Raw genomic sequence first — 19224 nt, 5'->3', positions numbered from 1 at the left:
CGCTTCGCCCGGCCTGGCCGCGCTCGCGACCGCCACGTCGGGTAGTGGCGGCCCGCTTCCCCCGGCCCGGCCGCGCTCGCGACCGCCACGTGGGTTAGTGGCGGCCCTTGATCAGCCGTGCCCGATGTGCAGCAGCCTCGCCAGGTTGGGCAGCTTGACGCGAGGCCGTCCATGGGGTTCGCCGGCCGACCGCTCGAAGCGGTCGATGACGTCCCAGTGCTCTGAGGTGACCACCTTGGGCTGGCGTTCGGTCAGCCACTCGGAGAGCTTGTCGGCGTGGTCATCGGGGAAGTCGGCCAGCGGAGCGCCGGCCAGGTCGGCGACCAGAGTGTCGACGGTCTCCTGCGAGTCGCTTTTGTTGGTGCCGATCACTCCGGTCGGCCCGCGCTTGATCCAGCCGACTACGTACTCGTTGCGACTGCCGTCCACGCGTCCACCCGTGTTGGGAATGGTTCCGCGTTTTTCGTCGAACGGCAGGCCGGGCGTGGGAACGCCGCGGTAGCCGACAGAGCGGACGACCAGCTGAACGGGCAGCTCCTCACGCTCGCCGGTGTCCTTGGCCGACACCCATCCGCTCGCGTCGCTGACCAATTCGTTGCGGCCCAGCACCACGCTCTCGACGTGGTCCTGGCCTTTGATCTCGATCGGAGATGTCAGGAAACGAAACACGATTCGCCGATGGCCCGGGCGCGGCTCGCGCTGCGCGTAACCCCGCAGCACCTTGATGTTCTGTTTGGTGGTCTTCCCCGCCGCCTCCGCGTCGTCGTCGGTGATGCCTTCGAACTGAGCCGGGTCGACGATCACGTCCACGCCTTCCAGCTCGCCGAGTTCGCGCAACTCCAGCGTGGTGAACGCCGTCTGCAGCGGGCCACGACGGCCGATGATCACCACTTCTTCGACCCCGCGGGGACGCAAGGACTCCAGCGCGTGATCGGCGATGTCAGTGAGCGCCAGCACGTCGGGGTCGGTGACCAGGATGCGAGCGACGTCGATGGCGACGTTGCCGTTGCCGACCACCAGCGCGCGGGCGCCGGAAAGGTTGGGTGTCTTGTCCTCGAAGTGCGGGTGCGCGTTGTACCAGCCGACGAAATCGACCGCTGAGATGCTGCCTGTCAGGTTCTCCCCGGGAATGTTCAGCGGCTTGTCCGACTGCGCGCCGACGGCATAGACAACCGCGTCATAGTGCTCGGCCAGTTCGTGCGAATGGACGTGTTCGCCCACCACCACGTTGCCGAAGAAGCGGAACCGCGGATCGCTGGCGGTCTTTTCGAACTGTTTGCTGATCGACTTGATCTTGGGGTGGTCGGGTGCGACGCCGGAGCGCACCAGCCCCCACGGTGTGGGCAGCATCTCGAGCATGTCGACGGCCACGTCGATCTCGTCGGTCGTGTCTGCCGCCTTCAGTAGCGATGCGGCGGCGAAGAAGCCCGACGGCCCGGAGCCGACGATGGCGACGTGATAGGGACGCATGTAGAAGGATGCTAGACGGTGGTGCCGGTAACGTTGTCGGCTGTGGAACCTGACCGTCAAGCAGATATCGCCGCCCTCGACTCCACCCTCACCACGGTGGAGAGGGTGCTTGACGTCGAGGGTCTGAAGGCCCGCATCGAGAAACTCGAGCAGGAGGCGTCCGATCCCAACCTGTGGGACGACCAGGCCCGCGCGCAGAAGGTGACCAGCGAGCTGTCCCACACCCAGGGTGAATTGCGCCGGGTCGAGGAGTTGCGCAGCCGGCTTGACGACCTGCCGGTGCTGTACGAAATGGCCGCCGAGGAAGCAGGGCCGTCGGGGGACGCCGCTCTCGCCGAAGCCGACGCCGAGTTGAAGGCGCTGCGCGCCGACATCGAGGCGACCGAGGTGCGTACTTTGCTGTCCGGTGAGTACGACGAACGTGAGGCATTGGTCACAATCCGCTCGGGAGCGGGCGGAGTCGACGCCGCCGACTGGGCCGAGATGTTGATGCGGATGTACATCCGCTGGGCTGAGCAGCACAAATATCCCGTCGAGGTGTTCGACACGTCCTACGCCGAAGAGGCGGGGATCAAGAGCGCGACCTTCGCGGTACATGCGCCGTTCGCCTACGGAACCCTGTCGGTGGAACAGGGCACCCATCGCCTGGTCCGAATCAGCCCGTTCGACAACCAAAGCCGACGTCAGACCTCCTTCGCGGAGGTCGAGGTGCTACCGGTGGTGGAGACCACCGACCACATCGAAATCCCCGAGGGCGACCTGCGCGTGGACGTCTACCGGTCCAGCGGCCCCGGCGGCCAGTCGGTCAACACCACTGACTCGGCGGTTCGACTCACCCACATCCCAACGGGTATCGTCGTCACTTGCCAGAACGAGAAGTCGCAACTGCAGAACAAAGTTTCAGCGTTACGAGTGCTTCAGGCAAAGTTGTTGGAGCGCAAGCGTTCCGAAGAACGCGCGGAGCTGGACGCCTTGAAAGGTGACGGCGGCAGCTCCTGGGGAAACCAAATGCGGTCCTATGTGCTGCACCCCTATCAGATGGTGAAGGATCTGCGCACCGAGTTCGAAGTGGGCAATCCTGCCACTGTCCTGGATGGAGACATCGACGGATTTCTGGAGGCAGGGATCCGTTGGCGCAACAGAAAAGATGACGACTAACACACATGCTCTTGCAATAAACGTTGCCTCCGCAGCGCAGCGGTGGCATGACTTTTGGCGCGGCCAGATCGGTGAGTGGATCATCACCAGGGGTCTGCGGGTCGCAATGCTGGTCATCGCCGCGATGCTGGCGGCCCGCTTCGTGAGCTGGGTAGCCGAACGCATCACCGTGCAACTCGACGAGGGCTTCACCGAAAGTGACGCCCTGGTGCGGTCGGAGGCGACCAAACACCGGCAGGCCGTGGCATCGGTGATCCGCTGGGTGTCGATCGTGTTCATCGCCATCATGGTGATGATGCAGATCGCCGACGTGCTGCAGTTCTCGGTGGGCGGTCTGGTCGCGCCCGCGACCGTCGTCGGTGCCGCCTTGGGTTTCGGGGCCCAGCAGCTGGTCAAAGACCTGCTGTCCGGGTTCTTCATCATCGTCGAGCGCCAGTATGGGTTCGGCGACCTGGTGAAGCTCACCATCCAGGGTTCGACCACCGACGCCGTCGGCACCGTCGAGAACGTAACCCTTCGGGTGACCAGACTGCGGTCGGCGGACGGCGAGGTGTTCACCGTCCCCAACGGCCAGATCGTCAAATCGGTCAACCTCTCCAAGGACTGGGCGCGCGCCGTGGTGGACATCCCGGTGTCGACCATGGCCGACCTCAACCGGGTCAACGACGTCTTGCACCAGGAATGCGAACGCGCCCGCGACAACCCGCCGCTGGGAGAGCTGTTGCTGGATTCCCCCACGGTGATGGGTGTGGAGAGCATCGAAGTCGAGACGGTCACGCTGCGCCTGGTGGCTCGCACGTTGCCCGGCAAGCAGTTCGAGGCGGGCCGGCTGTTGCGCGTCCTGGTGATCCGGGCGCTGGCCCGGGCCGGCATCGTGACCGCGGCCGACGCGACCGTCGGGGTGGTCGACGATGCCGGCATGCCCGAGGCCGACGAGGTGACTGACGCCGACAAAGGTTCGGTGACCCAGCGATGAAAAAACTCGGAGCCGATCTGCTGCAAAAGGTCCGCGACAGGCAGCGCACGCCCAGCCACCTGTTCGGTGGCCGGATCCGCATCTCGACCGTGGTCCTGATCGTGGCGTTCTTCGCGCTGTGGTGGACCTACGCCACCTACCGTCCGCACCCGGAGCCGGCGCGCAGCAACACCCCGCCCGGCCAGGTGGTGCCGCCGGGCTTTGTTCCCGACCCGGACTACACCTGGGTGCCGCGTACCCGGGTGCAGCAGCCCGGCATGCAAACGCGGACACCCACGCCGACGACCACCACGACACCGTCGCCGCCGCCCCCGACCAGCACCACGACGATGACCACGACGCAGCCTGGTTTGCCGTGTCTGCTGCCGCCGCCGTTCTGCCCGGCGACATCGACCCCGACCACACCGCCCACCTCGACGCCTCCGGCGCCCTGAGTTTCGCGCCCCCGCGAATCACCCCGCTACACTGGCGTGCCGTGATGATCACCCTGGAACATGTCACCAAGCAGTACAAATCGTCGGCCCGGCCGGCCTTGGATGACATCAACGTCAAGATCGACAAGGGTGAGTTCGTCTTCCTCATCGGTCCGTCCGGGTCCGGGAAGTCGACGTTCATGCGACTGCTGCTGGCCGCCGAGAATCCGACCTCCGGTGACATTCGGGTCTCGAAGTTCCACGTCAACAAGCTGCGCGGACGCAACGTGCCCAAGCTGCGCCAGGTGATCGGCTGCGTCTTCCAGGACTTCCGGTTGCTGCAGCAGAAGACTGTGTACGACAACGTCGCCTTCGCGCTGGAGGTCATCGGCCGGCGCACCGACGCCATCAACCGGGTGGTGCCCGAAGTGCTCGAGACGGTCGGCCTGTCGGGCAAGGCCAACCGGTTGCCGCACGAACTTTCCGGCGGCGAGCAGCAGCGGGTGGCCATCGCCCGCGCCTACGTCAACCGGCCGCTGGTACTACTGGCCGACGAGCCGACCGGCAACCTCGACCCAGATACCAGTAAGGACATCATGGATTTGTTGGAGCGGATCAACCGCAGCGGGACGACGGTACTGATGGCGACGCACGACCACCACATCGTGGACGCGATGCGCCAGCGCGTGGTCGAGTTGTCGCTGGGCAGGCTGGTGCGCGACGAACAGCGCGGCGTCTACGGAATGGACCGCTAAGTGCGCGTCGGATTCCTCCTCAACGAGGTCGTCACCGGCCTGCGCCGCAACGTCACCATGACGATCGCGATGATTCTGACCACCGCGATCTCCATCGGCTTGTTCGGCGGCGGTCTGTTGGTGGTGCGGCTGGCCGACAACTCGCGGGCCATCTACCTCGACCGGGTGGAAACGCAGGTGTACCTCACCGAGGACGTATCGGCGAACGACCCGATCTGCAACGGCGACATATGCAAGGCGCTGCGCAACAAGATCGAGGGCCGCCAGGACGTCAAGTCCGTGCGGTTCATCAACCAGCAGGACGCCTATGCCGACGCGATCAAGAAGTTTCCGGAATTCAAGGATGTCGCCGGCAAAGACTCGTTCCCGGCGTCGTTCATCGTCAAGCTGAACAACCCCGACCAGCACGCGGAGTTCGCTGCCGCGATGGAGGGTCAGCCCGGCGTGCGGGGCATCCTCAACGAGAAGCAACTGATCGACCGGTTGTTCGCGGTGCTCGACGGGCTCAGCAACGCAGCGTTCGCCATCGCGCTGGTGCAGGCCATCGGCGCGATCCTGCTGATCGCCAACATGGTGCAGGTCGCTGCGTATACGCGTCGCACCGAGATCGGCATCATGCGACTCGTCGGCGCCAGTCGTTGGTACACCCAGTTGCCGTTCCTGGTGGAAGCGGTGCTGGCCGCGACAGTCGGTGTCGTCATCGCCATCGTGGGATTGATCCTCGTGCGCGCGTTGTTCCTGGAAGGGGCGCTGAGCCAGTTCTATCAGGCCCACTTGATCGCCAAAGTCGACTACGCCGACATCATCTACATCGCGCCCATCCTGCTGCTGCTCGGCGTCGCCATGTCGGGGCTGACGGCATACGCGACGCTGCGCCTTTACATCCGGCGGTAGTGGTGGCCAACAAGCCGCAATCAAAGCGACGCGCAGACGGCAGACAAATCATCGCCAGCAACCGCAAGGCCCGGCACAACTACGCGATCATCGAGGTCTTCGAGGCCGGCATCGCGCTGCAGGGCACCGAGGTCAAGAGTCTGCGTGAAGGACACGCGTCGCTGGTCGACGCCTTCGCCACCGTCGACGATGGCGAGATCTGGCTGCGCAACGTGCACATCCCGGAGTACCGGCACGGCAGCTGGACCAACCACGAGCCGCGGCGCAACCGCAAGTTGCTGTTGCACCGCCGCCAGATCGACACCCTGATCGGCAAGATCCGCGAAGGCAACTTCGCGCTGGTGCCGCTCTCGATGTACTTCTTCGAGGGCAAGGTCAAGGTCGAGCTGGCGCTGGGACGCGGCAAGCACGCGCACGACAAGCGCCAGGACCTGGCAAAGCGCGACGCTCAGCGCGAAGTGATCAGGGAACTGGGTCGCCGGGCCAAGGGCATGGGCTGACAGCGGCGACCCAGTCGCCACGGGGTTTGATGGTGGCGACCCCCTTCGGCCGGCTTCGCCGGCCTTGTGGTCGCCACTAGTATCCGATCCATGGCCGACCGACCCGTGACCCTGCTCGACAAGTCCGAGGTGCTGACGGGTTTGTTCGCCGTCTGGGACGATCTCGACGCGCTGCTGGATGGGCTGTCGGAGGCGGATTGGCAGACGCCGAGCGCGCTGGCCGGCTGGAACGTCAAGGCTGTGGTCTCCCATATCGTCGGCACCGAGTCGTTCCTGCAGGGCGTCAGCCCACCCGAACCCGACATCGACGTCAAGGCGCTCGAGCATGTGCGCAACGACATCGGCGTGATGAACGAGTGTTGGGTGCGCCATCTCGGCGGGGAACCGGGTGCACAGGTGCTGGAACGGTTCCGTGAGGTGACCGGTGCGCGTCGCAAAGTCCTGGCGGGTATGTCCGACGACGAATGGAACGCCGTGTCCTTCACCCCGGCGGGGCCGGACAGCTACGGGCGGTTCATGCGGATCCGGGTCTTCGACTGCTGGATGCACGAGCAGGACATCCGGATCGGTCTGCAGCGCCCATCGTCCGACCACGAACTGCTCGGACCGCCATTGGGGCTGTCCCTCGACGAGGTTGCGACCTCAATGGGTTTCGTCGTAGGCAAATTGGCAAAAGCGCCCGAAGGCTCACGCGTCCTGTTCGACCTGACCGGCCCGCATTCGCGCCAAGTGCGGGTGAGCGTCGACGGCCGGGCCCAGCTGGTCGACGACTTCGGCGGGGCGGAGCCGACGGCAACGATTCGCGTCGACGCGCTGCAGTTCACCCGGCTCGCCGGCGGGCGCCCGTTATGCCCCGTACGCAGCCAGGACGTCGAACTCGTCGGTGACGAGCATGTGGCCGGCCGGATCGTCGAGCGTCTGAATTTCGTTATTTGACAGCCTGATTCGCGCACCGACGCACTTCTGCGCGGCAAAAGTGTTGGGCGAAGCGAGATTTCTCACAAATCGGCCCATTCAGGTTGATCTGTCCCACGCGATGGGTAGCCAACAGTTACGGGCGCAACTGTGCGCCGACACCAACGGCAACGCAAGGAGCCACATAGTAATGACTTCACCCGATACCACCAGGTTGCTGGCGCAACTTCGGACTCTACTTGATCTGACCAACACCGAGATCCAGGTCGCTGAAACTCGGGTCGTCCAGGCCCGCACCGAAGCGGTCCGTCGCGAGCTGTCGCAGAATGCGGACAACGGCCGTGCGCGGGCCGAGGCCATCGAGGCCGCAATTCGGGATCTGGGCGGGTTCCCCGACGTGATCGGACCGTTCCTGGGTCGTGCCGCCGCTGCGGTCAAGGCGCTGACCGAACAAGCCGCTCCGTTCGACGAGGCGCTGTTGGGTGATCTCGCGCTCGAAGACCAGTTGCTGGACCGTGCTCGTTACACCAAAGCACTCGCCGTCGCTGCAGGGCTGACGGACGTCGAGAAATTGGCGGATCGCCTGATCACCGCGCATTCCGCGACGGTGGACTGGCTGACGACCGTGCTGGCCGAAGATGCGCTGGGCGGGCCCGCTGCGCTGCGCCGCACCCCGATTCAGATGGCCGCTGGCACGGCCGTGAAACTGGTCAACCTGCCGGTCGCGTGGTCGGCTCGTGGCTTCGACAGGGCATTCGAGGCGCTGCGCTCGACTGGTCCGGCCTTCAACGAGCTGGTACAGCGTGGCGGCAACGCCACCGGGATCGCCGCGAAGGCCTTCGTTGCCTCACGGGATGCGGCCCTGGAGGCAGCGGAAAAGGTCACCCGTAACGAAGGAGCGGACCGTGCCGCGAACGCGCTGCACACGGGTCGCGCGGCTGCCGGCGTCCTTGATGCCAGCGAGCTGCCGATTGCCGACTACGACGAGCTCAACGTGAGCGATGCCGTGGCCGCGGTCAAGGAACTCACCGCTCCTAGCGACATCCGGGCGATCCTCGCCTACGAGGAGGCACATAAGAGCCGCCAGCGCATCGTTTCGGCTGCGCAGACACGCGTAGCTGCCATCGCGCAAGAGGTTGTCGGCATCAACTAGCCGCACGCTTCGTCGGATACCCCCTGGACGCCAGCCAGGGGGTATCCGGTTATGTGCCGGCAGCGGAAGAAAATTGCGTTGCCGCTTGTTGATAGGGGCGTACCATAGGTGGTCCTGCCGAGGAATCGGTAGGGATGCGAGGGGCTGAACGGTTTCGACTTCGCGCATCGAATCAAGGGAAGCGTGCCGGTGCAGGCAAGAGACCACCGTAAGCGTCGTTGCAACCATATAAGCGCCGATTCACATCAGCGCGACTACGCTCTCGCTGCCTAAGCGACGGCTAGTCTGTCGGACCGGGAACGCCCTCGCCCCGGACCCCGGCATCAGCTAGAGGGATCCACCGATGAGTTCGGTCGCGGGACTCATCGGGACACCAACAGCGACTGGGATCGTCATCCTGGCTAGTCCGTGTGACCAGGAGATCCGAGCAGAGACATAGCGGACTGCGCACGGAGAAGCCTTGAGGGAATGCCGTAGGACCCGGGTTCGATTCCCGGCAGCTCCACCAAGAAGATGCTGGTCAGGGTCAGAGGCTCTGGCCAGGTTCTTTTTCATCGGCTGTGGCTGACCATCTTCCCAGCAGAGTTCATCTAGGGGCTCTGGATAAAGTAGTGCTCGTGAATTGTCGCCTTGCTATCGGGTTGCTCGCCGCTTTGGCGATGGTGCTCGTCGTCCCTGCCCAGGGCCATGCCGATCCGCCGACGAAATGTCTGAGCAACACACCCAAAGGCAAGCAGGTCTACGTGCCCTGCGATCTACTCAACGCCGGCGTCAATTTCCCGCCTGGGCAGCGTTGTCCGCTGCCGCTCGAGCAGTACCCGAAAGATGTGCAGGACTGGTGTGGTGAAGGCCCGGGCCTTGCGAGTCCCACGCCCAGCAGTCCTACGAGCCCGACGAGTCCTACCAGCCCGGCAAGTCCTACCAGCCCGAAGGCTCCAGCGAACACGACCGGTCCTACGAGCCCGAAGACTCCTATAAGCACGAGCAGTCCTACGAGTCCGACCAGTCCTACGAGTCCTGCGAGCCCGAGTGGTAGATCGTGAGCATTGACGCCGTCAAGACCCGAAAACACAACCGCAGGTAACGAGACGTACTGAACGGGACCAAACTGGAAAGAACCGGCAGTTCAGAGCCCAAAACTTCTGGCGGAGATGCGGGTTCGATTCCCGGCAGTTCCACCACACCTCGGCGGCCACGTTTCACGTGATTGCCAGGACGACGCCGCCAGGCGCTTAATCGACGCTGGCGTGCATCGCATGACCCGACAGTGGGTATCGCTTATTGCACAGCGGTCCACTAAGGGAAGGCGAGTACGCGATGAACAGACTCACTGTCGGTGCGCAAGGCCATGCAGGGGACGTCAGATCCAAAGTCGCACGGGCCGGACTGATCGGCAAGGGAGCGCTATACACGCTCCTGGGCTTGCTGGCGATCGATGTCGCCCTGGGTAATCGGTCTTCGCATGGTGCCAGTGAGATGGGGGCCATCGAGACCGTAGCGCGGGCGCCGTTCGGCAAGTTTCTGCTGCTTGCGTTGACGGTCGCCTTGATTGCGTTGGTGGTGTGGAAGGTGAGCCAGGCCATCTCAGGTGATCCGGTCGAAGGCTCGGACGGCAGCGACCGGGCCAAGTACGCGGTCAAGGCCCTCGTTTACAGCGGTGCGGCGCTCATATCGCTGTCGATTCTCATCGCGAACTGGGGTGGCGATGGGGCGGCGGTCCCTGGTAGCGGAGGCCATGGCAAGCAACAGGCCACCGGGATGGTCATGGGTCTTCCCGGCGGCCGGTGGATCGTCGTGATTGCCGGTCTTGTCGCGATCGGGTTCGGCGGCTACGAGATCTACAAGAACGCCGTGCACTGCGAGTACATGAAGCGCATCGGTTCGCTGGGGCGTGACCAGCGTAAGGCCGTCGAAGCACTCGGCAGGGCGGGTTACCTGGGCAGCGGGCTGGTGGCGATCGGCGTCGGGTTCTTCTTGGTCATTGCCGGCCTGCGCTACGACCCCAACAACGTCAAGGGACTGTCCGGGCTGTTGGCCGAGCTCGCCGGCCAGAGCTGGGGACCAGTCGTACTCTGGCTGATCGCCGTTGGCATGCTCGCCTACGGACTATTCGCGTTCGTCGAGGCGCGCTACCGCCCGGCCACCTAGTGGTGCGGGGGTGTAAACCGGTTGGTATACCCCGGCGCGTGCCTGTGCGGCGGTCGGCGCCCTCATTTCGATGTCGTTGCCGCGGCCAGCAACGCGTCGCTGACTGCGGTCGGCGTAACCGCGACGACGGCTTTCTGGGTGCGACTGAGGATATCGAGCAGATACCGGCGCTTGGGACGCCTCGATGTCAGCGCGTGATTGACGGCCTTGGCGACCTTCTCGGGATCGGCGGCAAGTTTTCGCATACGTCCCAACAACTTCCGGCTTCCGGCGAGGTGCGATGCATATAGTCGGCGATGATCGTCACTGAGTCGGCTGGTCATCCGGTCGTATTCGTCGAGCACGTCATTCCACATGCCGGTACGGATCGGTCCTGGCTCGATCAGTGAAACGGCGATCCGCCACGGCCGCAACTCCATTCGGAGGGCATCGGCCAGCGACTCGATCGCGTACTTCGATGCGGTGTAGGCGCCGGTGCCCGGCGTGGTGATCAACCCGCTGACCGAGGAAATGAACACCACCCGGCCGCGGGCGGCACGAATCTTCGGCAGCACCGCCTGCGTCACTGCGATCTGCGAGATGACGTTGACGTCGAGCTGGTGTGTCAGATCATCAAGCGACAATGCCTCGACCGGTCCGTTGACGATGATGCCGGCATTGTTGACGACGCCGTTCAGCTCAGCGGGGAGCTGATCGGGGAGCGCTGCAATCGCGGACCTGTCGGTGATGTCGAGCGCGATGGCGTGCACATTGGGCAAACGGTCGAGGTCGTGCAGGGCGGCGTCGGAGCGCGCGGTGGCGTAGACGGTCCAGCCCCGCCGGCTCATGTGCTCGGTGATCGCCAGGCCGATGCCTCGGCCTGCGCCGGTAACCAATACGGACGGCATCTGCTCACACCGCCTTCGCGGAAACGCGCCGCTGCCAGGCGAGCAGGATCGGCACTCCGATGGTCTCCAGCGCGATTGCCCCCACGGCGACGGGGTGCGGACGCCCGCGTTGCTGCCACGAAATCAGCCGCGCGAGGCCGCCGGCGGCGATGGTTGCGCCCGCGAAAGACACGGCCGGTGCCTGCTCGATATGACGCAGTTGAGACCAGATCACCGGCCCGACAGCGAATTTGAAGACATTGGCATAGCGCAGGGAACTGTCCACGGTCGGACTCACTTCGGGTGAGCCGCCCGGCACCCCTTGCGCGCCTCGAAGGATCTCACCGGTTGCGCTCACCATGGGGATCCCGGCGAGCACCCCGAGCGTCCACTGCAATCTTCGCCGGCTATCACGACTTTGCTGCCCCACAACCCACTCCTTGTAGACCGAACGGTGTACCTCTCTAGGGAGAAGCTACCCGAGTTTGCCTCCCATGTAAACCCATCGGTATACTTTGGCCATGACGACCCAGCGCAAAGCGCCGTCCACCGGCGGCCGCGGGGCACGACAGCGCATCCTCAGCACCGCCATCGACCTGTTCTATCGCGAGGGCATCAACGCCACGGGTGTCGAGCGCCTTGCCAATGAAGCGTCCGTGTCCAAACGCACGCTTTATCAGCATTTTCCGAGTAAGGCCGCCGTCGTAGAGGAGTACCTGCGCTGCCTGCAAGGCGTCGTTGACCCCGTCCGTCCCGGCCCGGAGACCGACAACCACACCCCCCGGGAGCGCATACTCGCGATTTTCGAGGCCCCGTCGCCGGACGGGCGGATGCGCGGCTGCCCCTTCCACAACGCAGCCGTCGAGGCGGCCGAGGCCATGCCGGAAATTCAGGAGATCGTCCAGGAACACAAGCGCGCCTCCATCAAGGGCCTGATCAAGCTGGCCCGCCAAGCCGGAGCGGCCAACCCCACACTGCTGGGCAACCAGCTCGGCCTGCTCTACGAAGGTGCTGCTGCGTTGTCGACCTCCCTGGATGACCCCGCTCCCTGGACACATGCCCGCAAGGCGGCGACGACGCTCCTCGACCACGCGGTGGGCTAGCCGTCGAGATTCGACAGCGCGGCAACGGTCCGCGGGTGGCGGACCAGATGCGAATCCATGGCGGGCGCGAGGAGTCCCCGCAGCGCGGACAGGGGCTTCCATCGGGACGGTGCCATGACGCGTGGCGAACGATGGGTCAGGCTGTCGGCGAGTACCGTTGCGGCAGTGATGGGTTGAAGGCGCTTGAGGAGCGGCCGCGGCGCGAGCAGTTCGTCGACGACGGGATCGCCGTCGACGCCGTGCTTGATCATGTTGGTTTCGATGAGTGAGAAGTAGGTGATCGTGGTCGAGACGCCGTGCGCGGCCAGTTCTATTCGTAGTCCCCGGCCGAGCTGCTCGATGGCTGCCTTGCTCATGGCGTAGGGAATGGTGCCCAATCCGTTGAGAAACGCGAAAACGAACTGATCAGGACGAATTGGCATCGCCGAGCATGGATTTCGTCCATCGCCGCCACGGCATACCGCTGGTGAAGGGGTTGTGAATCGCGTTCCGCTTCCAGGGTCGCGGGAGCGCCGAATGGATTCTGCAACGCTGCGGCGGCACGATGAGTGCCGCGTCCGGCGAGGTGGTGTCACCGAGTCCACGGTTGTCGGCACCGCCGACGACTTCCGGCCTGGGGAACGCATCGGCGGCCCTGGCGAGAGTGCGGGTTGAGCATCGCGGGGGACCGTGACCTTGCCACTCGCATGCTCGATGCGGTGCGCGTCGTCTAGATATCAGGATGCTTCGCGTTGTCTGACGCGCACGTCTTCGGGCCGAGCGGTTCATCACGAATCTATCTGGAACGGGTTCGATTCCCGGCACCTCTACCATTGAACAGCGGATCGCCAGGTCATGACCTGATCAGATCAGTCCGGGTAGTAAGGCTTTTCGCTCGGGTGGGTAGTCGGGAAACCTTTCCTGGTACCACTTGTGAGTGGCGAACGCCCGCGGGATCAAATTGCCTGCCGTGATCAGAAAAATGACCACCCCGGCGAGCGACCAGGTCAGCAGGGCGAACCCGGCCCACGCGATCAGCTCGCCCAGATATGCCGGGCTGGTGACGAACCGGAACCCACCGCCGTACGGGATCTTGTACTCGGTTGCGCCCGGGTTCGCCTTGTCGCGCAGGTTGCGCACGATCGACTCCGATCGGACCAGCAGGATGAATCCGCCGAGGTATACAACAAGCCCCACGAGAAACCGTGGATTGGTCAACCAGTCGGCGCCGTACTGATGCTTGTAGTCGTGGCTGAAGAACGAGCCGTTGAGGTAGCCGTGCATTGTGGTGATCACCATTCCAAAGGCGAGCACGACGATGTTGAAGCTGCCGCGTTTGCCTGGCACCTGTCTGATCGACAGCGGAAAAAACCAGCCCCGGTTGCCGTAATGCATCAGCCAGATGGCCGCGAGTACGAGCGGCGTAACGTCGAATCGGCTCGGCCCGGTGAGGTAGAAAATTGCGAACACCACCGTTGCGGGTATCTCCATCAGCCACCAGCCGAGCTTTGGATTGAGATTCACTCCGCGCGCCGTAGCGCCGAATCGGCCGTACGGACTCTGTCGGAATAAGCCACCGATGATCACCAATCCCGCGATGACCAGACCTATCGTCAGCACGGTGTCATAAGTGGTGTTGCCGGTGTACCAGTTCATCAAGCTCCCTTCGAGAGCTGACATCGTCGAGCATGTTTCAGCGATAGCACTTGCCGCAGTAGAACAACTTCTACCAGTACGCGATCAGCAAGGCGTGTGGGGACTGTGGGAGTCACTTGATTCCCTAACTCGTCCATACGTCGCTCGGGAGCCTGCCAGTTTGTTGCCGCCGCCGACACATCTGATCGGTCCACCGCGCGATAGATTGCTACTCGTGAGCGAAGACAGGGTCCGGGTGCGGATTGCCGACAACGGCGTGGCAACGGCAACGATGGTGCGCGCCGACAAGCACAATGCGCTCGACCAGGCAATGTTCGAAGGCCTGGTGGATGCCGCAGAGAAGCTGGCAGCTGATACATCGGTGCGCGCGGTCGTGCTGCACGGTGAGGGCAAGAGCTTCTGCTCGGGCTTGGACGTGGCAAGTTTCATGGGCGGCGAAGGTGGCACGGGCGTGCTGTTGACCCGCGACGGGGACCGGCCGGCTAACCTCGCCCAGCGCGTGAGCTACGACTGGTCGTTGGTACCGGCGCCGGTCATCGCCGCGATCCACGGCAACTGCTTCGGCGGTGGTCTGCAGATCGCGCTCGGCGCCGACATCCGGATCGCCGCGCCGGAGGCGAAGCTGAGCATCATGGAGATCAAGTGGGGACTCGTTCCCGACATGGGCATCACGCAGACACTGCCCAGACTTGTCCCGATCGACGTCGCCAAAGAGTTGACGTTCACTGGCCGCGTCGTCTCCGGCAGCGAGGGTTGTGAGCTGGGCTTGATCACTCGGACGGCACCGGATCCGCTGTCGGCAGCGCTGGCGCTTGCGGACGAGATCGCACAGAAGTCGCCGGATGCCATCCGTGCCGCCAAGCGCCTGTACGACGAAACCTGGAGCAGCAACGACTCCGCGTCCGCTCTTGCGCTCGAATCAGAGCTGCAAACCGGGCTGATCGGCACGCCCAACCAGATCGCGGCCGTGATGGCCGGAATGTCCGGGGAGCGGCCGGTTTTCGCCAATCCCGCTTAGCTGGAAGGTCTCCGGGATCCCGATGGATGGCCAGATTCTGGGCACTTTCCGGCAGCTCAACTGTCGGTGACCGCAGGGCGCAGATGGCATCGGTCCACTAATCGCCCGTTCGGGTGAACTTCTCCTCGAAAGCTCGACTAGGGCATTTTGAGCCCTCAGGTGCCTCGCTGAAAACCATGCGCCGTTAGCGATGCGATTGGGTTCTGGGGCGGTTGCGGAAGGGCAGTCGTCAGCGCAGTTATTCCCGGCACCCCCAACCGGGGTCGATTCGGCAAACGAGGTGATGGTCGCCGCGGAGTGGCCAACGCCCCTTATGTCTTTCGTACTTACGAGGCGGCGTTGCTGAGCCGGCGACCAGGCCGAGTGGCCGGCGGCGCCGGCTGGGAACTTGCGCGGCACACCGCGGTGGACGGCATGAGCGATGGGGCCATCTTCACTTGTTGTTAATCACACGTTCAATGGGTATACACCCTTCGGGGTCGGCGGCAGAACAGGAACGAGGGAAGCGTTGATGAGCGTCATCGGCAGGACTTTTCACACAGCAGGTCGCGCGGTCAGCGGTGTGGCGGTGGCCGCCGCGGATGTCGTGGTGGCGATCGGCGGTGCGGCGCTCAATGGAGTCATCGGTGGAGTCAAGGGCGCCGCGGACGGCGTCCAGCGTGGGCTCGGTACCAGCAGCACGGCGGTGCCCGCGGCCGCGCTGGCCGTCGTTGCCGTAGGCGCCGCCGGCCTGGTCGACTGGCCGATCCTGCTGGCCGTGGGCGGTAGCGCATTGGTGCTGCAACGAATCGGCCGGGCCGGCAATGAGGAGTCCTTGCGAGTTGCGGAGGCGCAGCTCAAGGCAGTGACCAACCGGGCGCCGGACAAAGCGGTACCGAAGACATCCCGCAGGGCGGCGCGGAAAGCCCCCGGCCGTCGGGCCGGCACCGCCTAGGAACGGCCAACGGCGGCGCCTGCCTTCTGGGATGTCCTGACCTGCAATGCTTTCGCCGCACGTCGACGATCGTCGCACCACGTCTTCAGCCTGTTTACCTATCGTTTGACGAAACGACATCTGGCAAGGGATCCTCTCAGGGTGATACGGCCCGCGCGGATCAGTGAGCAGACACTGATAGCTGGTATCGAACGCCGCTTGACCTTGCAGTTCCCTGACGTGCAGCCAGATATTCTCGACGCCGCCGTCCGCGAAGAGCATTCGCGGTTCCAGGGGAGCCCCATCCGCGACTTCATTCCGCTACTCGTCGAGAAGCGGGTGCGCGAGCAGCTCGCCGCCGCCGTCGTTCCCGGCTGAACTGGCCCACCGCAACCGGATCCCTCGTCTCCCGCACTCACCGAGCGCAGGCAGTCGCGGGCACTCGGACGCAGAGAATTTCACCCGCGACTGTGACGTGCCTGGCGGACGCGTCGGCGGCTGGGGCCACGCCGGTCGGCGGCCGCTGACCATCTGGCGTGTGCTCGTGGCGTGAGGCTGAGTCGGCGCTGACCGTGGGTTGCGTTGCGAGAATCAGCCCGCCGGCGACTCTGACTGACCTTGCAGCGAGAGATCGATACCAGAGAAGTTCTTTCCCAGAGGTTGGCGAGGCCTCAGGGTCGGTTTCCGTCAGCTCCGCCGCGAACGGGTCGGCCGACTACCAGAGCACCCCATTGTCCGCCGACAGGATGAAGCCGTGGTTGCCCTCCGTCTGGCAGTGGACGGCCCCTTGGCTGTCGACCGCGCACGCCCCGCCCAGGGTCTGCACCCGGTATCCAGCCGGCAGCAAAAGGGAGTCGCGGGTGAAAGTCTTTGTGTCCGAATGGCGGTACTGAGCGGGGTGGGTCGCATCGGCGAAGGTTTGGTTGGTGCCGGGTGGGGCGTCCGCGGGCACCGCGTCACAGCCGACCGGACCGCCGTTGGGCGCGAGGCCACATGACCGCCCGTCGGGCGTAGTGAAGTACACCCAGGAGCGGTATGAGGTCGTGTAAGTGCCCGGGGCGAGCGGATAGTCGTCGAGGTTATCCAGGGGTGGGGTGTTGTCATCCCCGGGTGCGGCCACCGCCGGTGCGCCGGAGATCGCCACCGCACCCAACGTGGCCAGCAACGCAAACCGCCATGACCGCATTCGCTGACCCTACGCGGTCACGCCCTGTGTGCATGGCGGTCCAACGACCCGAAGTTCAGGGTCCTTAGTCCCTAATCGCGGACTGCGCGAGTGCCGATACTGGAAAATCTCATGCGTGCAACTTCATGCCGGATCATCGCGGCCGCCTCGGCGGTACTCGCGCTTGCGGCCTGCGGCTCCACACCGGGTAAGCCGGTCGTCGCGCCGGCGACAATTCAAAGCGGCCCATCCGGCACCACCACCTCGCGGGACCAGAATGGCACCGGCCTGCCGCCGATGAAGCACTTCCGGATCGGTGGTGACAGCTACGGGCCGGTGCAGGACTGCTACGCCGTCGACGCCGCAGTCACCTGCACAACGAGTTGGGACCAGCCATATCAAGCGGATACGTACGCCGGAAACTTCACCGGCACCTTGTCGGGGATGGCGATGACTGGCACGTGGACTACACATCAGACCGGCCACGACGCGAACGATCCACGCTGCCTGTGGCAGACGGAGACCTCTGCGCCGAGCACCTTCCAGTTCAGCCTGGACGGAACCGTGGTGAACCGCTCTGGTCCGGGGCAGTGGCGGACAACTCGAAGCGGTGGTTGTTCAGGAGATGAGTCCGGCACGAGCTCGGTCTCCGAGGGCGGTCCCATCCCCTGGCGAGTGCTGGATTAGCGACCTGATTCCGTTGTAGCGCAGTAAGTTTAGAATCCGCATCAAGTCAGGACCTTCGGCCCTATCCAGGTGTTGGGTTGCGTGCTGTGATCAAATCATCCCTGACGGGCGGGGTGGCAAAGATCATGGGCGATAGTCGAAGTCGCTATTGGCGAGGAGGCCGCCGCTAGCCAGTTAGCCCCTACGGCCCGGGCCCTCGTCATGGTGACCAGGCGGGAGATCCACATGGTTGATGACGCGAACGGACAATGGATCGGCCTGGGCGTCGGCGACGTCGACAACCCCGACACCCCGCGCGACGCGCCCAACTGGACCGCGATCAGGCTGATGACGTCAAAATTGCACGACAAGTACCCGTGGGCGCGCGACCTCGGAGTGGTCGCTCAGCCGAACTACGACGAACTCGTGGCCCGCGCCGTCGAGCAGTTCTGTCAGCGAACCGGGCTGCCGGTCGTCCGCGATGCGAGTGGGCGCGCGGTCGCCAATCTCGCTGTGCGGCAACGTCTCGGCAGTTACCCGGCACCTGGTGCCGACGACAGGGTGCGGTTACCCTCGGCGCCGGTGCTGCCGATCATGTTCACCATCGAGGGGCACCGGTCGGACATGTTCTTCGGACCGGTAGCCGACACCGCAACTCAGCTGGAAGGCGAGGGACTCTGCCGCCACCAGCCGATCGGATACAACAACGCGGCCTTCCCGTTCGACAACGCCAGCGGGGAGAACGAACTCACCCGCCTGGTCGGGGCGACCGTAATGGACAACGGGGTCCCGTTCCCGGCGGGTACCAAGTGGGTGCTCGGCGTCTTCAGTCAGGGCGCCATCGTCGGCTTCGATTTCTGGGTCAACCAATTGGCACCCGGTAGGCCGCTGGAGTGGCGGGAGGAGGATCTGCTCGGGGTGATGGCTTACGGCAACCCGTGCCGCCAAACCGGCAGCATCGCTCCGTGGGCGCAAGGCTGGATCACTACAAGAGAAACGCACGGGCTGGATCCTTACCGGCGGTTCGGTCTGCCTGGGTTCCCGATAAAGCCGGACAACTGGATGGACGTCTATCGCGAGGGTGACATCTTCGCCGAGAACGGTGACGACGACGCGGGCAAGGCCAAGGCGGCGGTCTATCAGGCCGTCGCTCGCAATGACTTTCTTTCGAATCCGATCTCGCTGGCCTTCCAGATCAGCAGGCTGTTCCGCAGGCCCGTGGAAGAGATCTGGGCGATCATCGAGGCGATCATCTCGGGCGTCGTGTTCTTGCACGACAAGCCGAACCCGCACTACTCGCCTTACGACATAAGCGGCGGGGTGAATTGGGCGCGGAGCCTGCTCTCGGGTCGCCTGGCGCCACCGGCCATAGCCCGTCCGGATAAACGCGTGACGTAGGCAACGAGAAAGACCACGCAGTTCAAACCGGATACCGTTGCGAAGGTATGAACTGGTTCCGCTGCGGGCTGAGGACCT

At 64.5% G+C, this 19224-nt stretch carries 21 protein-coding genes and 1 other RNA gene; 16 read left to right on the top strand and 6 right to left on the bottom strand.

Annotated features, from left to right (window positions below):
* Positions 1-111: 111 nt before the first annotated feature.
* Positions 112-1470 carry an FAD-dependent oxidoreductase gene (locus tag AC5Y7D_RS11095; protein ID WP_499923877.1) on the bottom strand — a complete coding sequence of 453 codons (1359 nt, stop codon included), beginning with the start codon at positions 1468-1470 and terminating at the stop codon, positions 112-114.
* A gap of 42 nt (positions 1471-1512) precedes the next feature.
* Between AC5Y7D_RS11095 and prfB the strand changes: the two genes are divergently transcribed.
* The 10 genes from prfB to AC5Y7D_RS11045 all read left to right on the top strand — a co-directional run bounded on the left by prfB (position 1513) and on the right by AC5Y7D_RS11045 (position 10382).
* Positions 1513-2628: a peptide chain release factor 2 gene (gene prfB / locus AC5Y7D_RS11090; RefSeq protein ID WP_499923876.1), complete on the top strand. Its 1116-nt coding sequence runs from the start codon at positions 1513-1515 to the stop codon at positions 2626-2628.
* Positions 2618-3604: a mechanosensitive ion channel family protein gene (locus AC5Y7D_RS11085; RefSeq protein ID WP_499923874.1), complete on the top strand. Its 987-nt coding sequence runs from the start codon at positions 2618-2620 to the stop codon at positions 3602-3604. The genes prfB and AC5Y7D_RS11085 overlap by 11 nt, the downstream gene beginning before the upstream one ends.
* Positions 3601-4038, top strand: coding sequence for an Rv3103c family proline-rich protein (locus tag AC5Y7D_RS11080; protein WP_499923873.1), 438 nt, complete (start codon positions 3601-3603; stop codon positions 4036-4038). Before AC5Y7D_RS11085 ends, AC5Y7D_RS11080 begins: the two co-directional genes overlap by 4 nt.
* A gap of 44 nt (positions 4039-4082) precedes the next feature.
* Complete coding sequence (gene ftsE / locus AC5Y7D_RS11075) at positions 4083-4772, top strand: cell division ATP-binding protein FtsE (protein ID WP_499923899.1); 690 nt, start codon at positions 4083-4085, stop codon at positions 4770-4772.
* A complete protein-coding gene (ftsX, locus tag AC5Y7D_RS11070) occupies positions 4773-5666 on the top strand; it encodes a permease-like cell division protein FtsX (RefSeq protein ID WP_499923871.1) in 894 nt (297 codons plus the stop codon). It begins immediately after the preceding gene.
* Between the two features lie 2 nt (positions 5667-5668).
* Positions 5669-6166: an SsrA-binding protein SmpB gene (smpB, locus tag AC5Y7D_RS11065; protein ID WP_499923869.1), complete on the top strand. Its 498-nt coding sequence runs from the start codon at positions 5669-5671 to the stop codon at positions 6164-6166.
* A gap of 90 nt (positions 6167-6256) precedes the next feature.
* Positions 6257-7102, top strand: a complete 846-nt coding sequence (locus tag AC5Y7D_RS11060; protein WP_499923867.1) for a maleylpyruvate isomerase family mycothiol-dependent enzyme — start codon at positions 6257-6259, stop codon at positions 7100-7102.
* 169 nt (positions 7103-7271) lie between these two features.
* On the top strand, positions 7272-8234 hold the full coding sequence (locus AC5Y7D_RS11055; RefSeq protein ID WP_499923865.1) for a ferritin-like domain-containing protein: 963 nt from the start codon (positions 7272-7274) through the stop codon (positions 8232-8234).
* Positions 8235-8374: 140 nt separating this feature from the next.
* Positions 8375-8742, top strand: a transfer-messenger RNA (tmRNA) gene (gene ssrA / locus AC5Y7D_RS11050).
* Between the two features lie 809 nt (positions 8743-9551).
* A complete protein-coding gene (locus tag AC5Y7D_RS11045; RefSeq protein WP_499923863.1) occupies positions 9552-10382 on the top strand; it encodes a DUF1206 domain-containing protein in 831 nt (276 codons plus the stop codon).
* Positions 10383-10444: 62 nt separating this feature from the next.
* On the opposite strand, the gene AC5Y7D_RS11040 is transcribed toward AC5Y7D_RS11045, so the two are convergent.
* Positions 10445-11269, bottom strand: coding sequence for an SDR family oxidoreductase (locus AC5Y7D_RS11040; RefSeq protein WP_499923862.1), 825 nt, complete (start codon positions 11267-11269; stop codon positions 10445-10447).
* 4 nt (positions 11270-11273) lie between these two features.
* Complete coding sequence (locus AC5Y7D_RS11035; protein WP_499923860.1) at positions 11274-11678, bottom strand: DUF4345 domain-containing protein; 405 nt, start codon at positions 11676-11678, stop codon at positions 11274-11276.
* Positions 11679-11769: 91 nt separating this feature from the next.
* Here AC5Y7D_RS11035 and AC5Y7D_RS11030 point away from each other — a divergent pair, with 91 nt between their 5' ends.
* A complete protein-coding gene (locus AC5Y7D_RS11030) occupies positions 11770-12351 on the top strand; it encodes a TetR/AcrR family transcriptional regulator (protein WP_499923858.1) in 582 nt (193 codons plus the stop codon).
* Here AC5Y7D_RS11030 and AC5Y7D_RS11025 read toward each other — a convergent pair.
* On the bottom strand, positions 12348-12773 hold the full coding sequence (locus AC5Y7D_RS11025; RefSeq protein WP_499923856.1) for an SDR family oxidoreductase: 426 nt from the start codon (positions 12771-12773) through the stop codon (positions 12348-12350). The genes AC5Y7D_RS11030 and AC5Y7D_RS11025 overlap by 4 nt on opposite strands.
* 421 nt (positions 12774-13194) lie before the next feature.
* A complete protein-coding gene (locus AC5Y7D_RS11020) occupies positions 13195-13986 on the bottom strand; it encodes a phosphatidylethanolamine N-methyltransferase family domain-containing protein (RefSeq protein ID WP_499923854.1) in 792 nt (263 codons plus the stop codon).
* A 214-nt stretch (positions 13987-14200) separates the two neighbouring features.
* Between AC5Y7D_RS11020 and AC5Y7D_RS11015 the strand changes: the two genes are divergently transcribed.
* The 3 genes from AC5Y7D_RS11015 to AC5Y7D_RS11005 all read left to right on the top strand — a co-directional run bounded on the left by AC5Y7D_RS11015 (position 14201) and on the right by AC5Y7D_RS11005 (position 16295).
* Positions 14201-15004 (top strand): crotonase/enoyl-CoA hydratase family protein, encoded by an 804-nt coding sequence (locus AC5Y7D_RS11015; protein WP_499923851.1) that lies wholly within the window; start codon positions 14201-14203, stop codon positions 15002-15004.
* Positions 15005-15515: 511 nt separating this feature from the next.
* Positions 15516-15938 (top strand): hypothetical protein, encoded by a 423-nt coding sequence (locus tag AC5Y7D_RS11010; protein WP_499923849.1) that lies wholly within the window; start codon positions 15516-15518, stop codon positions 15936-15938.
* Positions 15939-16115: 177 nt separating this feature from the next.
* Positions 16116-16295 (top strand): three-helix bundle dimerization domain-containing protein, encoded by a 180-nt coding sequence (locus tag AC5Y7D_RS11005; RefSeq protein WP_499923898.1) that lies wholly within the window; start codon positions 16116-16118, stop codon positions 16293-16295.
* A 337-nt stretch (positions 16296-16632) separates the two neighbouring features.
* Here the strand turns inward: AC5Y7D_RS11005 and AC5Y7D_RS11000 are convergent, their stop codons facing one another.
* The gene (locus AC5Y7D_RS11000; protein ID WP_499923848.1) at positions 16633-17103 is read right to left on the bottom strand and encodes a hypothetical protein; all 471 of its coding nucleotides are present in this window, start codon (positions 17101-17103) and stop codon (positions 16633-16635) included.
* Positions 17104-17214: 111 nt separating this feature from the next.
* Here AC5Y7D_RS11000 and AC5Y7D_RS10995 point away from each other — a divergent pair, with 111 nt between their 5' ends.
* Both AC5Y7D_RS10995 and AC5Y7D_RS10990 read left to right on the top strand, forming a co-directional pair.
* Complete coding sequence (locus AC5Y7D_RS10995) at positions 17215-17769, top strand: hypothetical protein (RefSeq protein WP_499923846.1); 555 nt, start codon at positions 17215-17217, stop codon at positions 17767-17769.
* 225 nt (positions 17770-17994) lie between these two features.
* The gene (locus AC5Y7D_RS10990; protein WP_499923844.1) at positions 17995-19146 is read left to right on the top strand and encodes a peptidoglycan-binding protein; all 1152 of its coding nucleotides are present in this window, start codon (positions 17995-17997) and stop codon (positions 19144-19146) included.
* Positions 19147-19224 lie beyond the last annotated feature (78 nt).

This window comes from Mycobacterium sp. NGS49 (genome assembly GCF_059812565.1).
This window is presented reverse-complemented; position numbering and strand designations above follow the sequence as displayed.

What these genes read in the sequence shown, in the direction of transcription:
- AC5Y7D_RS11000 (WP_499923848.1), bottom strand. Translation starts at nt 17,103, where the DNA reads ATGCGGTCATGGCGGTTTGCGTTGCTGGCCACGTTGGGTGCGGTGGCG.
- AC5Y7D_RS10995 (WP_499923846.1), top strand. Translation starts at nt 17,215, where the DNA reads ATGCGTGCAACTTCATGCCGGATCATCGCGGCCGCCTCGGCGGTACTC.
- AC5Y7D_RS11095 (WP_499923877.1), bottom strand. Translation starts at nt 1,470, where the DNA reads ATGCGTCCCTATCACGTCGCCATCGTCGGCTCCGGGCCGTCGGGCTTC.
- AC5Y7D_RS11085 (WP_499923874.1), top strand. Translation starts at nt 2,618, where the DNA reads ATGACGACTAACACACATGCTCTTGCAATAAACGTTGCCTCCGCAGCG.
- AC5Y7D_RS11010 (WP_499923849.1), top strand. Translation starts at nt 15,516, where the DNA reads ATGAGCGTCATCGGCAGGACTTTTCACACAGCAGGTCGCGCGGTCAGC.
- AC5Y7D_RS11030 (WP_499923858.1), top strand. Translation starts at nt 11,770, where the DNA reads ATGACGACCCAGCGCAAAGCGCCGTCCACCGGCGGCCGCGGGGCACGA.
- AC5Y7D_RS11055 (WP_499923865.1), top strand. Translation starts at nt 7,272, where the DNA reads ATGACTTCACCCGATACCACCAGGTTGCTGGCGCAACTTCGGACTCTA.
- AC5Y7D_RS11025 (WP_499923856.1), bottom strand. Translation starts at nt 12,773, where the DNA reads ATGCCAATTCGTCCTGATCAGTTCGTTTTCGCGTTTCTCAACGGATTG.
- AC5Y7D_RS10990 (WP_499923844.1), top strand. Translation starts at nt 17,995, where the DNA reads ATGGTTGATGACGCGAACGGACAATGGATCGGCCTGGGCGTCGGCGAC.
- AC5Y7D_RS11040 (WP_499923862.1), bottom strand. Translation starts at nt 11,269, where the DNA reads ATGCCGTCCGTATTGGTTACCGGCGCAGGCCGAGGCATCGGCCTGGCG.
- AC5Y7D_RS11080 (WP_499923873.1), top strand. Translation starts at nt 3,601, where the DNA reads ATGAAAAAACTCGGAGCCGATCTGCTGCAAAAGGTCCGCGACAGGCAG.
- AC5Y7D_RS11045 (WP_499923863.1), top strand. Translation starts at nt 9,552, where the DNA reads ATGAACAGACTCACTGTCGGTGCGCAAGGCCATGCAGGGGACGTCAGA.
- AC5Y7D_RS11020 (WP_499923854.1), bottom strand. Translation starts at nt 13,986, where the DNA reads ATGAACTGGTACACCGGCAACACCACTTATGACACCGTGCTGACGATA.
- ftsE (WP_499923899.1), top strand. Translation starts at nt 4,083, where the DNA reads ATGATCACCCTGGAACATGTCACCAAGCAGTACAAATCGTCGGCCCGG.
- AC5Y7D_RS11060 (WP_499923867.1), top strand. Translation starts at nt 6,257, where the DNA reads ATGGCCGACCGACCCGTGACCCTGCTCGACAAGTCCGAGGTGCTGACG.